Source organism: Mesorhizobium sp. Arg314 (genome assembly GCF_053714275.1).
In genome coordinates this window covers 96,695-110,998 of the sequence record NZ_JBSKBP010000011.1, presented here as the reverse complement: position 1 = coordinate 110,998, position 14,304 = coordinate 96,695, and the positions used below count along the sequence as shown (strand labels likewise).

The 14,304-nt window shown below is 63.6% G+C and carries 16 protein-coding genes; 8 read left to right on the top strand and 8 right to left on the bottom strand.

Features of this window, described 5'->3' with window-relative positions:
- Positions 1–3 precede the first annotated feature (3 nt).
- Entirely contained in the window at positions 4–906 is a 903-nt protein-coding gene (locus ACWGS9_RS14390) for a PhzF family phenazine biosynthesis protein (protein ID WP_454505878.1), read from the bottom strand.
- Positions 907–1,037: 131 nt separating this feature from the next.
- On the opposite strand from ACWGS9_RS14390, the gene ACWGS9_RS14385 reads away from it, so the two are divergent.
- Genes ACWGS9_RS14385 through ACWGS9_RS14375 form a run of 3 tightly spaced genes read left to right on the top strand, consistent with a single transcriptional unit; the run spans position 1,038 to position 4,249 of the window.
- Positions 1,038–2,324 carry an efflux RND transporter periplasmic adaptor subunit gene (locus tag ACWGS9_RS14385; protein WP_454505877.1) on the top strand — a complete coding sequence of 429 codons (1,287 nt, stop codon included), beginning with the start codon at positions 1,038–1,040 and terminating at the stop codon, positions 2,322–2,324.
- A gap of 3 nt (positions 2,325–2,327) precedes the next feature.
- A complete protein-coding gene (locus tag ACWGS9_RS14380; protein WP_454505876.1) occupies positions 2,328–3,035 on the top strand; it encodes an ABC transporter ATP-binding protein in 708 nt (235 codons plus the stop codon).
- Positions 3,032–4,249, top strand: coding sequence for an ABC transporter permease (locus ACWGS9_RS14375; RefSeq protein WP_454505875.1), 1,218 nt, complete (start codon positions 3,032–3,034; stop codon positions 4,247–4,249). Before ACWGS9_RS14380 ends, ACWGS9_RS14375 begins: the two co-directional genes overlap by 4 nt.
- A gap of 42 nt (positions 4,250–4,291) precedes the next feature.
- Here the strand turns inward: ACWGS9_RS14375 and ACWGS9_RS14370 are convergent, their stop codons facing one another.
- Positions 4,292–4,768, bottom strand: coding sequence for an Lrp/AsnC family transcriptional regulator (locus ACWGS9_RS14370; protein WP_127228827.1), 477 nt, complete (start codon positions 4,766–4,768; stop codon positions 4,292–4,294).
- Positions 4,769–4,916: 148 nt separating this feature from the next.
- On the opposite strand from ACWGS9_RS14370, the gene ACWGS9_RS14365 reads away from it, so the two are divergent.
- The gene (locus ACWGS9_RS14365; protein ID WP_454505874.1) at positions 4,917–5,990 is read left to right on the top strand and encodes a 1-aminocyclopropane-1-carboxylate deaminase; all 1,074 of its coding nucleotides are present in this window, start codon (positions 4,917–4,919) and stop codon (positions 5,988–5,990) included.
- 29 nt (positions 5,991–6,019) lie between these two features.
- Here ACWGS9_RS14365 and ACWGS9_RS14360 read toward each other — a convergent pair whose 3' ends face one another.
- Both ACWGS9_RS14360 and ACWGS9_RS14355 read right to left on the bottom strand, forming a co-directional pair.
- Positions 6,020–6,745, bottom strand: coding sequence for a hypothetical protein (locus tag ACWGS9_RS14360; protein WP_454505955.1), 726 nt, complete (start codon positions 6,743–6,745; stop codon positions 6,020–6,022).
- A gap of 5 nt (positions 6,746–6,750) precedes the next feature.
- Complete coding sequence (locus tag ACWGS9_RS14355) at positions 6,751–7,863, bottom strand: endonuclease/exonuclease/phosphatase family protein (protein ID WP_454505873.1); 1,113 nt, start codon at positions 7,861–7,863, stop codon at positions 6,751–6,753.
- 163 nt (positions 7,864–8,026) lie between these two features.
- Between ACWGS9_RS14355 and ACWGS9_RS14350 the strand changes: the two genes are divergently transcribed.
- Positions 8,027–8,620, top strand: coding sequence for a BA14K family protein (locus ACWGS9_RS14350; RefSeq protein WP_454505872.1), 594 nt, complete (start codon positions 8,027–8,029; stop codon positions 8,618–8,620).
- A 170-nt stretch (positions 8,621–8,790) separates the two neighbouring features.
- Positions 8,791–9,075: a PilZ domain-containing protein gene (locus tag ACWGS9_RS14345; RefSeq protein WP_454505871.1), complete on the top strand. Its 285-nt coding sequence runs from the start codon at positions 8,791–8,793 to the stop codon at positions 9,073–9,075.
- Positions 9,076–9,359: 284 nt separating this feature from the next.
- Here ACWGS9_RS14345 and ilvC read toward each other — a convergent pair whose 3' ends face one another.
- The 3 genes from ilvC to ACWGS9_RS14330 all read right to left on the bottom strand — a co-directional run bounded on the left by ilvC (position 9,360) and on the right by ACWGS9_RS14330 (position 11,758).
- Positions 9,360–10,379: a ketol-acid reductoisomerase gene (gene ilvC, locus ACWGS9_RS14340; RefSeq protein ID WP_454505870.1), complete on the bottom strand. Its 1,020-nt coding sequence runs from the start codon at positions 10,377–10,379 to the stop codon at positions 9,360–9,362.
- A 136-nt stretch (positions 10,380–10,515) separates the two neighbouring features.
- On the bottom strand, positions 10,516–11,166 hold the full coding sequence (locus ACWGS9_RS14335; protein ID WP_454505869.1) for a TetR/AcrR family transcriptional regulator: 651 nt from the start codon (positions 11,164–11,166) through the stop codon (positions 10,516–10,518).
- Between the two features lie 136 nt (positions 11,167–11,302).
- The gene (locus ACWGS9_RS14330; RefSeq protein WP_454505868.1) at positions 11,303–11,758 is read right to left on the bottom strand and encodes a MarR family winged helix-turn-helix transcriptional regulator; all 456 of its coding nucleotides are present in this window, start codon (positions 11,756–11,758) and stop codon (positions 11,303–11,305) included.
- A gap of 96 nt (positions 11,759–11,854) precedes the next feature.
- Here ACWGS9_RS14330 and ACWGS9_RS14325 point away from each other — a divergent pair, with 96 nt between their 5' ends.
- Both ACWGS9_RS14325 and ACWGS9_RS14320 read left to right on the top strand, forming a co-directional pair.
- Positions 11,855–12,160 carry a Rieske (2Fe-2S) protein gene (locus tag ACWGS9_RS14325; protein WP_454505867.1) on the top strand — a complete coding sequence of 102 codons (306 nt, stop codon included), beginning with the start codon at positions 11,855–11,857 and terminating at the stop codon, positions 12,158–12,160.
- 1 nt (position 12,161) lies between these two features.
- On the top strand, positions 12,162–12,881 hold the full coding sequence (locus ACWGS9_RS14320; protein WP_454505866.1) for a glutathione S-transferase family protein: 720 nt from the start codon (positions 12,162–12,164) through the stop codon (positions 12,879–12,881).
- Here ACWGS9_RS14320 and ACWGS9_RS14315 read toward each other — a convergent pair.
- On the bottom strand, positions 12,835–14,064 hold the full coding sequence (locus ACWGS9_RS14315) for an FAD-dependent oxidoreductase (protein WP_454505865.1): 1,230 nt from the start codon (positions 14,062–14,064) through the stop codon (positions 12,835–12,837). The genes ACWGS9_RS14320 and ACWGS9_RS14315 overlap by 47 nt on opposite strands.
- Between the last annotated feature and the right edge of the window lie 240 nt (positions 14,065–14,304).

Here is a 14,304-nt window from a genome sequence, read left to right as displayed (position 1 = left end):
GCGTCAGACAAACAACCTGCCTTCAGCCACCTTGATGGCGTGGCCGCCGATGCGCGCGGAGGCCAGTTTTCCGCCATCGACGTTGAGCTCGAGCCGGATGCGCGACGGCCGGCCCATTTCCAGCCCTTGCTCGAGCCAGAGCTGCGCGGTGCCGTCGGTCGGGGCGTCGAAATGCATGATGGCGCCGGCGAAGGCCGCAGCGGCCGAACCGGTTGCGGGATCTTCGTAGGACGGATTGCCGGGCACGATCATGCGCACATGAAAGGCGCTGTCGTGGTTGACCCGCTCGCGGCAATAGACATACGGGCTGGCCATGGCCCATTCGCTCTTGCGGGGAGCCAATTCCGACCACGCCTGGTTATCGAGCCTGATCTTGGCCGCCGCTTCAAGGTCCGCAACCGGAATGGTGACGTAGGGCACGCCGGCCGACCAGAAGGCGACACGGTGATTCTCGAAGCCGATCTCGTGCGGGGCAAGGCCGAGCGCCGCGCCGATCGCTTCCGGGTCGGCCTTGAGCTCCAGCTGTTCCGGCAATTTCGCCAGATCGAACTCGGCGAAGGTCGAGCCGTCATGCTTGCTCACCGCGCAACGCACCGGTCCGATATTCTCCTCCAGCACGAAGATGCCGGTCGCCTCGCCGGCGAGCTCGGCCAGCGCGATCGCCGAGCCCACCGTCGGATGCCCCGCGAAAGGCATTTCATAGTCGGGCGTGAAGATGCGGATACGGTTGCGGTGCTTTGGATTGTCGGCAGGCAGCACGAACACCGTCTCGGAAAGATTGAACTCGCGCGCGATCGCCTGCATCCCGGCAGTGTCGAGCCCATCGCAGTCGAGCACCACCGCAAGCGGATTTCCGGCCAGCCTTTCGGTGGTAAACACATCGTAAAGCAAGTAATTGCGCGCCATGGAGAAGACCTTTCGCCTCGCCTCGAATTTCTGCCTGAATCCCAACATGAGGGAAATTTAATTTGAAATTCGAACCTTAAGGCCTGATTTGTGCAGGGATAGGGACATCGATTTCAGCATAGGGGTCCGGCGTGGACCAGCTTGTCAATCCGCCAAACGCGGAATCGGATACTTCCATAGAGGCCGCGCTCGGGCTCGACCGCAAGGGCGTAAGCCGCAAGCGTCGCCGATTCTGGACCTACGCGCTGCTGGCGATAGCGATCGTCGCGGCCGCCATTGCCTCCTATCAATGGTATGCCGCCGCGCCGCCCAGGATTGAATATTCCACCGTCCCGGCCGCGACGGCCGACCTCACCGTCGAAGTGTCGGCAACGGGCACGCTGCACCCGCTGACCCAGGTCGACATCTCCAGCGAGCTTTCCGGCATCGTCCGCTCGGTCGCGGCCAGTGAAAACCAGCAGGTCAAGAAGGGCGACGTGCTGGCGACGCTCGACACCGCCAAGCTGGAGGTCCAGATCGAACGCGCCACTGCCTCCGCCAAGGCGGCCGCGGCGGCCGTCGAGAACGCCAAGGTGACCTTGCAGGAAAACGAGAACGCGGTGGTGCGCGCCAACGCGCTCACCAAGCGCGGCATGGCGACGGACCAGTCGCTCGAAGCGGCGACCGCGACACGCGATCGTTCGAAGGCGGCACTCGACAGCGCCGAGGCCAATCTGGCCATCGCCCAGGCCGATCTCAAGGCGCAGCAGACCGATCTCGCGAAAAGCACCATCTATGCGCCGATCGACGGCATCGTGCTGACGCGCTCGGTCGATCCCGGCCAGACGGTCGCGTCCTCGCTACAGGCGCCCGTGCTCTTCATCATCGCCGCCGACCTTCGGAACATGGAATTGCAGGCCGCGGTCGACGAGGCCGATATCGGCGCGGTGAAGCCCGGCCAGCATGCCCGCTTCACCGTCGACGCTTTCCCGGACCGCCCCTTCGACGCCGAAATCCGCGACATCTCTTATGCCTCGGTCACCACAGACGGCGTCGTGACCTACAATGCGCGTCTCGAAGTCGACAATGGCGAGCTTCTCTTGAGGCCCGGAATGACGGCAACGGTTTCAGTCGTCACCCGGCAGGCCAAGGGCGTGCTTACCGTTCCCTCCACTGCCTTCCGCTATCGCCCGACACAACGGGCGGACCGCGGCTGGAGCCTGAGCGACCTCTTCACCGGCCGCATGGGCCGCCCCAACCGGCAGCGCGAGGTGACGAAGGCGACGACCGACGGCTCGCGCACGCTTTATGTGCTGGAGAACGGCCAACCGCATCCGGTCAACGTCAAGATCGGTTCGACCGACGGCGAGTTGACCGAGATCACGTCCGGCCTCGACGAGGGCGCGCAAGTCATCACCGGCGCCCAGCAGCGGAGCTGACCGGTGTCGGCTCCCCTGCTCATCACATTCGACAAGGTCTGGAAAAGCTACGGCGAAGGCGAAGCCCGCGTGCATGCGCTGGCCGGCGTCGATCTCGCCATCCGCAGAAGTGAATTCGTCGCCATCATGGGCCCCTCCGGCTCGGGCAAGTCGACCGCGATGAACATCATCGGCTGCCTCGATACCCCGACGGCCGGAACCTACAGCTTCATGGGTCTCGACGCGGGCCGGCTCGACCGCAACCGCCGCGCGCTTTTGCGCAACCTCTATGTCGGCTTCGTCTTCCAGGGCTACAATCTTCTGCCGCGCACGACCGCGGCGGAAAATGTCGAGCTGCCGCTGATCTATCGCGGCGTTGCCGCGCGCGAGCGCCGCGATCTCGCCATGCAGGCGCTGGCCCAGGTCGGCCTTGTCGGGCGCGAGCACCACACGCCTGCCGAGCTTTCGGGCGGCCAGCAGCAGCGCGTGGCGATCGCCCGCGCCATCGTCACCAGGCCGATGCTGCTCGTCGCCGACGAACCCACCGGCAATCTCGACACGGCGCGCACGCACGAGATCATGGAGTTGCTGACCAGGCTCAACGCCGATCTCGGGCTCTCCATCGTCATGGTCACGCATGAGGCCGACGTCGCGGACTATGCCGGCCGCACCGTCCGCTTCCTCGACGGCCATGTCGCTTCCGATACCTTCAAAGCGGAGGAAGCGGCATGATCTGGGAGACCGTCCGCCTCTCGCTGCGCTCGATCCGCCGCAACGTATTGCGTTCGTTCCTGACGCTGCTTGGCATCGTCATCGGCGTCGCGGCCGTTATCGCCATGCTCACCATCGGCTCCGGCACCACGGAGAAGGTCAAGGCCGATATTTCCAAGCTCGGCAGCAACCTGCTCGTCGTTCGCGCCGGCCGCCCGGCGGGGCCAGGCGGACCGGGAGGCCTCGACCAGGCGGTGAGGCCGCTGGCCGAAAAAGATGTCACCGCGCTCGTTGCGCATCTGAGCGGCGCGCGCGCGATTTCGCCCGCTTCGCAAAAACAGGTCCGCGTCATCTTCGGCACCGAAAGCCTGACCTCGGGCGTGACCGGAACCGACAGCGCCTATCTCGACGCCCGCGACTGGAAACTGGTGTCGGGACGGTCGTTCAGCGATTCCGAAACGCGCGCCGGCACCGGTGTGTGCCTGATCGGCGAAACGGTGCGCCAGCAATTCTTCGGCGCCGGCGATCCGGAGGGCGAGATCATCCGCGTCAACCGCACCTCCTGCAAGATCATCGGCCTGCTCGAGCCCAAGGGCTATACCGGCTTCGGCCAGGACCAGGACAATGTCGTGCTGATGCCGCTGCATGCCTATCAACGGCGGATCGCCGGCAACCGCGACATCGACAACATCTACATCGCCGCCGACGACCGCACGCCGACCACCGAGCTGCAGCCGCGCGTCGAGGACATCTTGCGCGACACGCGCCGCATCACGCCGGACCGCGATGCCGATTTCGCCATCCGCGACATGACCCAGATCGCCGATGCGATGACGAGCGCCACCACCACCATGACCGGCATGCTGGGCGCCGTCGCCGGCGTCAGCCTCCTGGTCGGCGGCATCGGCATCATGAACATCATGCTGGTCTCGGTCACCGAGCGCACGCGCGAGATCGGCATCAGGCTGGCCATCGGCGCGCATGAAAAACACATCCTCATCCAGTTCCTGGTCGAGGCGACGGTGCTGTCGCTGCTTGGCGGCATCATCGGCATCTTGATCGGGCTTTCGCTGGCCGGCCTCGCCTCGATGGCGCTGACGATACCCTTCGCGCCAAGTCCCGCCGTCGTGCTGCTTGCCGTCGGCTTTTCGGCGCTGATCGGCATGGTGTTCGGCTTCTTCCCGGCGCTGCGCGGCGCACGCCTCGACCCGATCGACGCGCTGCGGCACGAGTAGAGCGTACACGGCCTTTGCCGCGCCTTCGGATTTGCGGGACTGTCAAAACGGCAGCCGCGCGTTCTCTTTGACCTCCTTCATCACAAAGAAAGTCCTGGTTTGCCGGACGCCGGGCAGCGCGATCAGCTTCTGGCCGTGCAGCTTGTTGAAATCCGCCATGTCGCGCACGCGTATCTTCAACAGATAGTCGAAGTCGCCGGCCACGAGATTGCAATCCAGGACCTCCTTGAGCTTGAGGGCGGCCTCCTCGAAAGCGGCGAAGCTTTCAGGTGTCGAGCGGTCGAGCACGACGCCGACCATGACCAGCGCGCCGAGCCCGACCGCGGCTGGCGCGATCTCCGCCCTGACCCCGGTGATGTAGCCCTCTTCGAACAGGCGTTGCGTGCGCCGATGGCATGTGGCGGCGCTGACATTCACGCGGGCTGCCAGCTCGGCATTGGTCAGCCGCCCCTCGGCCTGAAGAGCCCGCAGGATCTTGATGTCGATCCGGTCGAACGTCTGGTTGGAAGACTCTTCCATTTGTGCCGACTTTGCTGAACGATCAAGCTAAATGTAGTCCATTCCTTTGCAAGGATGCAAGAAAACCCGAGGCCCCTTCGAGAGCACCTTTCGCCCCAATTCGTCTATTCTCTGCGTATCGAAAAACGAACACGGCAGAGGCAGGTCGATGTCACTTCTCGACAAGTTTGAACGGTATCCGCTGACCTTTGGCCCGACGCCGATCGAGCATCTGCCGCGCCTCAGCGCGGCGCTCGGCGGAAAACTGCAGGTCTACGCAAAGCGTGACGATTGCAATTCCGGGCTGGCAATGGGCGGCAACAAATTGCGCAAGCTCGAATATATCGTGCCCGATGCGATTGCGTCCGGCGCCGACACGCTGGTGTCGATCGGCGGCGTGCAGTCGAACCACACGCGCATGGTCGCCGCGACGGCGGCCAAGATCGGCATGAAATGCGTGGTCATCCAGGAGAAATGGGTGCCGCACTTTGATGCGGTCTACGACCGGGTCGGCAACATCCTGCTGACGCGCCTGATGGGCGCAGACAGCCGGCTCGTCGACGACGGCTTCGACATCGGCATTCGCAAAAGCTGGCAGGATGCGATCCAGTCGGTGAAGGATGCCGGCGGCAGGCCCTACCCTATTCCTGCCGGCGCCTCGGTCCACAAATTCGGCGGTCTGGGCTATGTTGGCTTTGCCGAGGAGGTCGCAAGGCAGGAGAGCGAGCTCGGCTTTGCCTTCGACTATATCATCGTCTGTGTCGTGACCGGGTCGACGCAGGCCGGCATGATCGTCGGCTTCGCCGCGCAAAACCGCGCCGACCGGGTGATCGGCATCGATGCCTCCGGCACACTCGACCGGACCCGCGCGCAGGTCCGCCGCATCGTCGACGACACCGCCGCTCTCGTCGGGCTGGGCCGCGGCGTGCGGGAGGACGAAATCGTGATCAATCCCGACTATGCCTATCCGGCCTATGGCGTTCCGTCGGACGCCACGAATGAGGCGATCCGGCTGGCGGCCCGTACCGAGGCGATGATCACCGATCCGGTCTACGAGGGAAAGTCGATGCAGGGCCTGATCGACTTGACCAGGAAAGGCTTCTTCCCCGAAGGCTCGAGAATCCTCTATGCGCATCTCGGCGGCGCGCCGGCCATCAACGGTTACAGCTACTACTACAAGGATGACGGCGCCCCCCGGGAAACCGCGCCGCATGACGACGCGCTGCCACCGCTTTTTCCATAGGGCGCCCACGGCGGCATCGATGCCGCAGGTCACGAAACCTTGTCTGTGCCCGCGAAATGCCACTCGATCAGCGACTTCATGTGCGGCATCAAGCCGTCGGGCAGATCGGTGGCATGGCGGATGATGACCGGCCCCTCGATCTCCGGCTCCGCCTCGGTGGCGACGAAGGCACTGATGCGGCGCGCCAACTCGTCGGCCGGCTCGGCAACCCGGTAGCGGCGGAAGATCACCGTGCCGGTTTCCCTCGATAGCGCATACCAGCGGCGCCCGCGTTCGGCCGTCGACAGGTCGAGCCCGGTCTCCTCGCTGACCTCGCGGATCATGTTGAAGTCGGCATCGACCAGGCCGTCACGGAAGTCGATCGGTTCGAACGAGCCGGCGGCGAAATAAACGCGGCCGGCATTGACCGTGTGCGGGCCCATGCGGATCGCCACCAGCGCGTTGTCCCCGGCGACCAGCATGGCATGCGCGTAGGCGTGCTCGGCGCCGGAATTCTCGCGCCGCTTGCGCCACAGCATGAAGGTCGAAAACTTCACCGCGTGGCAGCGGCCGACGAGGCGGTTGTCCCGGTAAGCAAGCTCGGAAAGCAGCACCACGGTGCCGTCGAACAACGCCGGATTGGCCGCTGTTTCCTGTCGCCAGTTCTCGGCGATCGCTTCTGCGTTGCTCAACGCGAATGGATGCGGGCCGGGATCGAGCCGCACGTCGATCGCGTCGACCGCCAGGATGACGTTGCGTGGCAGATCGAAACTCAAGCGGGTCACGCCATGTCCAGTGTGATCGCCACCGGGCAATGGTCCGACGCTTTCGGCCTGTCCCAGCCGGCGCGCGGAAACCGCTCGACCTCCTGTCCCGGCGGAAAGATGGTGCGCCAGGGTTGGCCGTTGCGAATGATCTCTGGAACGGCGGTGGCGTTCTTCGCGGCCAGCGCCTTCGACAGGAGGATATAGTCGAGCTGGCAGAGATGCCGCTCCTCCGGGCCGCGCGTGTGGTAGAAGGTCCAGCGGTCCATCTCCGGGCGCCGCTCTACGACGTTCTCGCAAAAGCCGCCGGCGGTCAGGGCATTGATCGAGGACCGGGCTTCGTCGACGATCTCGAACCGGTAGCCATCGATGGCCTCGCCATCGATCTTCACGCGCTGCCGGTAATCGTTCATGTCGCCGCAGATCGCCCAGCGCTTGTCGGCGGCATGGTCCTTGCCGAACCTTTCCTCGATGATGCGGCGCACCGCCTGCGCCTCGGCAATGCGCAGCGCCATCGTCGCCGCGCGGCCGTCCAGGCCGTTGCGCGGCGGACCCATCGATTTGAAATGCACGAGATAGAGCGTGAGCGGCGCGTTGCCGACCTTCACGTCGATCTCCAGGCAGTCGCGGCGAAAAATACGTTCACTCGCGAGATACCCGAGCGCGGCGAGTTCCGGCGTGAACAGGCCGAATTGTTCGAAGGTGACATAGGCATGGCTGGTCATGCGCACGAACTCGATCGGCTGCCCTTGCGCGGTCTCGTTGCGCATCATCAGGGCGACGTCGATGCCGCGCGCATCGTTGCCGGCGGTGGTGTATTTCTGCCGGTAGCCCTGCCCGACCATCTTGAACAGATAGCCATATTCGAACGCCTTCAGTGCCTCGATATTGTCGACCTCCTGCATGCAGATGATGTCCGCGCGGGTGGCTGCGATGGCGAGTGCCGTCAACTGGCGGGTGTCGTCGGACTGGGCGATCGTGCGGGCCTGCTCGAGAATCCGGTACTCGGCCTCGCTCTGGATGTCGAACAGCGCCAGCGTGCGGTCTTCATTGAGCTGGTTGCGATAGCCCGAGAAATCGAACCTGTTCATCAGGTTCTCGACATTGAAGGTGGCGAGACGCAGCGACATGGCGGTGACCTTTGCCCGCAAGCGAGAGTGAAAACAAGAGCCCGCGCATGCTCGTCATGGTTGACGGAACCTTTCTGTTCATCTTCCGTTCAGATGGAAAGTCCCATCAATAGGCCCATTCCCGAGTGTTCTGGGCGTGGGGCCTTACTCCGTGGAGTGTGAAATGAAACCGCTCTTGTCTTCCCTCGGATCCGGCCTTGTGGCCTTGGGTCTCGTCGCTGGGCTGACGGTGCCTTCGATTGCCGGCCCGATCCTGCAGCCCGACCTCTCGGCGGCGACCGCTACGGCAGTGCCCAATATCATTCCCGTCCGCGACAGCTGGGCCGGCGGCAACGACCGGCAGACTATGTATGACTGGCGCTGGCGGCGCGGCGGCGATTGGCGCGGCGGCGATTTAAGATGGCGCAACGACAATTTCCGCGAGCGCAATTTCTCCCGTAATTGGAATGGCGGCGATGGCAATTGGCGCTGGCGGCACCATCGCCATGATCGCGATTTCGATGGTGGCGACGCGGCCATTCTTGGGCTGGGGCTCGGGCTGGGCTTGGGCAGCCTGGCCTACAACAACTACTACGATCCTTATTATTACGATCCGTATCCGCGCTACTACCAGCCGCGGCGTATTTACCGGACCGAGCGGCTGTCCAGGTCGCATGTTCGGTGGTGCTACGACCGCTATCGGTCGTATCGGGCTTGGGACAACACCTTCCAGCCCAATTACGGCCCGCGCAGGCAGTGCATTTCGCCCTATATCTGAGCCGGCCGGCAGGAATAACGAAACGGCGCCCATCGCAGCGCCGTTTTGTTTTGCCGCAACCCTGTGCCCGCGACCGCTATAACCCTAAATTTATCAACGGCGCCTATTCATCCATGCCGGGGCTCCACATGCCGATTCGCTGCGAAAAATTCGCCAGGACGTACCCTGCAATGGCCGAAAACGAACTCAGAATCCAGCATCGGCAGCGCGTGCTGAAGGGCGCGGCAATCCTGACCGGCATCAACAATTCCGAGGTGAGATGCACGGTGCGCAACATGCATTCGAAGGGCGCCGAATTGAAAGTGCCGATCGACGCACGCGTGCCGGACGAATTCCTGCTCTATGTGCCGATCGACGGCATAGGCTACAGGGCAGTGGTGCGCTGGCGCCGCGAGGATCGCATCGGCGTCGAGTTCACCGGCACCGAGCCCAAGCCGCACTGGCACTACGGCTAAACCCGCACCCGATCGGACTGCCTGGCAAAATAAGGCCGGCGGATCGCTCCGCCGGCCCCGTCGGATGCAACGATGAAATCGAGAACTAATTCTTCGCCTTGTCGACAAGCTTGTTCTTGGCGGTCACCCGCGCGACCGCAGGGCAAAGCCCGAGGACGCGCAAGGCAAGAAAACGTGGATCGCCTTAGTTCTTCGCCTTGTCGACAAGCTTGTTCTTGGCGGTCACCCGCGCGACCGCAGGGCGAAGCCCGAGGACGCGCAAGGCAAGAAAAACGTGGATCGCCTTAGTTCTTCGCCTTGTCGACCAGCTTGTTCTTGGCGATCCACGGCATCATGGCGCGCAGCTTGGCACCCACTTCCTCGATCTGGTGGCTGTCGTTGTTGCGGCGGATGCCCTTGAAGCGCGACAGGCCGGCGCGATATTCCTGCATCCATTCCGAGGTGAACTTGCCGGTCTGGATGTCCTTCAGGATGCGCTTCATCTCGGCCTTGGTCTCGGCGGTGATGATGCGCGGACCCGAGACGTATTCGCCCCATTCGGCGGTGTTCGAGATCGAGTAGTTCATGTTGGCGATACCGCCCTCATAGATCAGGTCGACGATCAGCTTCACCTCGTGCAGGCACTCGAAATAGGCCATTTCCGGCGCGTAGCCGGCTTCCACCAGCGTCTCGAAGCCGGCGCGGATCAGCTCGACCAGGCCGCCGCACAGAACGACCTGCTCGCCGAAAAGGTCGGTCTCGCATTCCTCGCGAAAGTTGGTCTCGATGATGCCCGAACGGCCGCCGCCGACGCCGCAGGCATAGGACAGAGCGAGGTCGAGCGCATTGCCCGAAGCGTCCTGGTTGACGGCGACCAGGCACGGCACGCCGCCGCCCTTCTGATATTCGCCGCGCACCGTGTGGCCCGGACCCTTCGGCGCGATCATGACGACGTCGACCGAAGCCTTCGGCTCGATCAAGCCGAAATGCACGTTGAGGCCATGCGCAAAAGCGATCGCGGCACCGTCACGGATGTTCGGCGCGATCTCTGATCTGTAGATGTCGGCCTGCAATTCGTCGGGCGTGGCCATCATCATCAGGTCGGCCCATTTGGCGGCATCCGCCACGCTCATCACCTTGAGCCCGTCGGCCTCGACCTTCTTGGCGGTGGCGGAACCGGGCTTGAGACCGATGGCGATTTCCTTGACGCCGGAATCCTTGAGGTTGAGCGCATGCGCGCGGCCCTGGCTGCCATAGCCGATAATGGCAACCTTCTTGCCCTTGATCAGATTGAGATCGGCATCACGATCGTAATAGACACGCATTTGGTGTTCCTTCCCGTTTGAAGCTAGAGCAGATGCCGAAAAGTGTTAAGCGGTTTTCGGACGGCATCATGCTCTATCTCTTTGATTTAGAACCGGATTCAGATTTCAGATCCACTTGACCTGAAACCATCCGGCTCTAAGGGCCTCGCGGCCCGGTTTTTGCTCCGAAAAGAGCGAGAAACTGTTGCGTCGCGCGGCGGGCATCGCCGCCGATCGTCGCCCCAGTCAATTCCACCCGGTCGCCGAGCAGCAGACGTATCTGCACGTCGCGGCCGACCAGGCCGAAAAAGGTCCGGAACGCCGTCTCGGCGTCCTCGAAGTCGACCAGCCCGGCCTTCCGTCCGGCTTCGAGCACCGGCTTCAGGCGCTTCGCCAAGGCAAAGCGGCCGTTCTGCAGCACGACGGCGCCAAGATCGTCCTTGCCCGAACCGGCATGACTGACCGCGACGCGGTTGAGCGCGATCGAGGTGTCGCTGGAAATCACCTTGAGCCAGTCGGATGCGAAGCGTTCGAGGCTCGCTGTCAGCGAAGCAAGGTCGAGCCCTTTGCGATCGACCGACGCCACGCGCACCTTGGAGGCCTGCCATTGCACCGTCGCCGTCAGCAGCCCGTCGCGGTCGCCGAACCATTTGTAGAGCGTTTCCTTGGAACAGCTTGCCCGCCGCGCCACCGCCGTCATGGTCAGGTTGTCGCCCTCCTCGACCAACAGGCGGAGCGCCGCGTCCAGAACGGCCTGCTGCCGCTCGGTGAGCGCTTCGCTAGTGTCGATCTCTGCCGGCTGCAACACGACTGTTCCCAATTCCGCATACGCTTCAATAAATGCGTACCGTACGTTACGGTTCGGCTTATGACGCATTCCCGTTTTCAGCGCAAGGGGCGGCATCGAAAAATCGAGCCGACAGGGCTGGCGCAGGCCTGCGAGGCTAGTTTCCGATTGGCGGATGCCGCAGCCGCCCGAGTAGTGTCGCCAGCGCCTTGAGCTCTTCGGCTGAGAGCCTGTCGCCCATCAGATCCGCGATCGAGGCGCCATAGACAGCCCAGATACGGCGGCGCATGTCCCGACCGCTTGACGTGATGCGCACCGTCTGACCCCGGCCGTCATCCGAGACCGGCAGCTTTTCCACCAGGCCATCCGCTTCGAGCCGCGCCAGCAGCCTTGAGACGCCATACTGTGCCAAGAGAACGCGATCGACCAGTTCGAACGGCCGCAGTCCTCCCTCGCCCGCCTCCGCAAGCTCGTGCAGCACGTCGTACCATGCGAGCGGCGGCAGCCCACCGGCTTTCAGCGCACCCTCGGTCCTTTCGACCAGTTGGCGCGAGACGCGCATGAGGCGGGCCCAGGCGGTGACGGCTTCGGGTGATGGCGATGTTTTCGTCATCGGGACAGCTTAAGCGGTAGATGCAATTGCATCAAGCTTGACGATCGATGCATTTGCATCCATATAGATGCAGATGCATCGATGTGGAGCAACCCGATGAAACATGAAATCTGCAAGATCGCCGATATCCCGCAAACCGGCAGCCTGATCGCGCCCTTCTTCGGGCGTGAGGTGCATGTCTGGCGCAGTGGCGAGCGCATCCGCGCCGCGGCCAATGTCTGCCTGCATTTCGGCGGACCGCTGGACTGCAAGGACGGCGCTTTCGTCTGCCAGTGGCACGGCGCGAAGTTCGACATGGAAAGCGGCGAGCACCTCGAAGGCCCGGCGCCGAAGGGCTTGCGCCTGATGTTCCTGTCGACCCGGGTCGAGAACGACGCGCTCAACTATGTCTGGGGAGAATGAGATGCCTGCCAGGCTCACCCTCGTCAGCCACCACGTGTGCCCCTACGTCCAGCGCGCGGCGATCTCGCTTGCGGAGAAAGGCGTGCCGTTCGAACGGGTCGATGTCGACCTCTCCAACAAGCCGGACTGGTTCAAGGCCATATCGCCGCTCGGCAAGGTGCCGTTGCTCCGCGTCCGGCACCGCAATGCGGAAGAAGTCATTTTCGAATCCGCCGTCATCCTCGAATTCCTCGAGGAGACAGAGGCCAACCCCTTGCATCCGGCCGATCCGCTGACGCGGGCCAGGCATCGCGCCTGGATCGAATTCGGCTCGGCTGTCCTCAATGCCATCGGCCGCCTCTATTCCGCTGCCGATGAAGCCGCTTTCCTCCATGAAAGCAGAGGCTTGTCGGGGATGTTTGCGCGTGTGGAGGCGGAACTGCCGGCAAGGCAAAATGGTCCGTGGTTCGCCGGCGAGCGCTTCTCGCTCGTCGACGCCGTTTACGGGCCGGTCTTCCGCTATTTCGACACCTTCGACCGCATCTGCGATTTCGGCATTCTCGACGGCAAGCCGCTCGTCCAGGCCTGGCACGAGGCTTTGAGCGAACGGCGATCGGTCAAGGAAGCCGTCGGCCCGGACTATCCGCAGCGGCTGCATGCCTTTCTTCGGGCAAAGCAATCTTATCTGTCCGGGATCATCCGGCTGCAGGCCACTGCAACTCCGCAACCCCGATCCGCCTGAACGGGTCGATTACCGTTCCTGCGACCATGGCGGCGAGGAATTGCGGCCCCGGCGGGATCCTCGCCGCGATTGCCACCAATCGGTCGCGGATGAAGGGCAAGGTGGTGGAGTCCGACTGGTAGAACGGCGTCAGCGACAGCGACAGTGCCTGGAAGACGCGCACATGCCAACGGCGTGCGCCCGCATAGGTCTGCAGCGCTTCATCGATGCTGTTCGTCCGCGCCAGCGCATGGCTGAGCGCGGCCGCATCAAGCAGCGCCATGTTCGCGCCTTGCCCGAGTTGCGGACTGGTCGAATGCGCTGCGTCGCCAATGACGGCAAGCCGCCGGCCGGCCGGCAGCGTCATCGTGTGGTGGCCATAGCGGGCGAGAGAGAGCTGCTCGAAACTGTCGATCTGGCCGGTGAAAGCCTCGCATTGCGGCCACACCGAAACCACCCTCGCCTTCCATGCATCGAGCCCCTTGGCCTTTATCTGTTCGGCATCGGCCGGCTTGAGGCTCCAGAAGAAGGCCGCCATGTCTTGCGCGCCAGGCTCCGGCCTGCCGATCGGCAGCACGCCGATCATGATGCTTGCCTTGTCGTAGCGCTGCAGCAGCGCGCTTTTGTCGAAGCCGTCCCGCCAGCCGAGCGACGCCCAGAATGCCCCATAGGCGAGCGGCCGCGGCATGGCGGGATCGCCGAGATATTGCCGCAGCTTTGAGCGCGCGCCGCTGGCATCGACAATGAGGTCGAATGGTCCCAGGCGCCTGCCGTTGCCGCAAACGAGCGTCGCCCGCTCAGCCGTTTCCAGCGCCTCGACCTCGACATTGGTTTCGATGGCGATCGCTTGGCGCGAGGCAGCGCGGTAGAGCACCCCGAACAACGCCGCCCGGTGTACCGCGAGGCCGAAGCGGCGGCCACGGCTCGCATCGTAGCGGACTTCGAGCACGGTGCGTCCGCTCTTGGCATCGGTGCCGTGCAGCCGCTCGATGCGGCTGCCTAGCGCCAGAATGTCGTCGAGCAGGCCGAGATCGGCCAGCACGGCCAGTCCGGTCGGCTGCAGGATGAGGCCGGAGCCGACAGGCTTCGGCTCATCGAAGCGCTCGAAAATGGTGACGCGGTGCCCTGCCCGCTTGAGATAGAGCGCTGCCGCCAGCCCGGCCGGACCGGCGCCGGCAATCGCGATATCGAGATTCTTGCTCATTGCCGCCCAGACCCGACCGGCGAGCACCATCCCTGATTGACGGCGCCAAATCAACGTGGCGCCCAATCAACTTGGCGCTTTAACAGGTTGCTGAAAAAGTCGTGCACCGACTGCCAAGGAAGTCGGAATTGGAGTCCAAACGAGAATCGAAAAGCGAACAAAACAGAATCAAAGCCACGAGTCGGCCGGACCAAAAACGTTTTTCAGCAGCCTGTTAACGCTTACCGCCGGCAAGAGACC

Coding starts and splice junctions, on each gene's coding strand:
- ACWGS9_RS14390 (WP_454505878.1), bottom strand. CDS start 906: ATGGCGCGCAATTACTTGCTTTACGATGTGTTTACCACCGAAAGGCTG.
- ACWGS9_RS14325 (WP_454505867.1), top strand. CDS start 11,855: ATGAAACATGAAATCTGCAAGATCGCCGATATCCCGCAAACCGGCAGC.
- ACWGS9_RS14365 (WP_454505874.1), top strand. CDS start 4,917: ATGTCACTTCTCGACAAGTTTGAACGGTATCCGCTGACCTTTGGCCCG.
- ilvC (WP_454505870.1), bottom strand. CDS start 10,379: ATGCGTGTCTATTACGATCGTGATGCCGATCTCAATCTGATCAAGGGC.
- ACWGS9_RS14320 (WP_454505866.1), top strand. CDS start 12,162: ATGCCTGCCAGGCTCACCCTCGTCAGCCACCACGTGTGCCCCTACGTC.
- ACWGS9_RS14355 (WP_454505873.1), bottom strand. CDS start 7,863: ATGTCGCTGCGTCTCGCCACCTTCAATGTCGAGAACCTGATGAACAGG.
- ACWGS9_RS14375 (WP_454505875.1), top strand. CDS start 3,032: ATGATCTGGGAGACCGTCCGCCTCTCGCTGCGCTCGATCCGCCGCAAC.
- ACWGS9_RS14345 (WP_454505871.1), top strand. CDS start 8,791: ATGGCCGAAAACGAACTCAGAATCCAGCATCGGCAGCGCGTGCTGAAG.
- ACWGS9_RS14350 (WP_454505872.1), top strand. CDS start 8,027: ATGAAACCGCTCTTGTCTTCCCTCGGATCCGGCCTTGTGGCCTTGGGT.
- ACWGS9_RS14330 (WP_454505868.1), bottom strand. CDS start 11,758: ATGACGAAAACATCGCCATCACCCGAAGCCGTCACCGCCTGGGCCCGC.
- ACWGS9_RS14315 (WP_454505865.1), bottom strand. CDS start 14,064: ATGAGCAAGAATCTCGATATCGCGATTGCCGGCGCCGGTCCGGCCGGG.
- ACWGS9_RS14370 (WP_127228827.1), bottom strand. CDS start 4,768: ATGGAAGAGTCTTCCAACCAGACGTTCGACCGGATCGACATCAAGATC.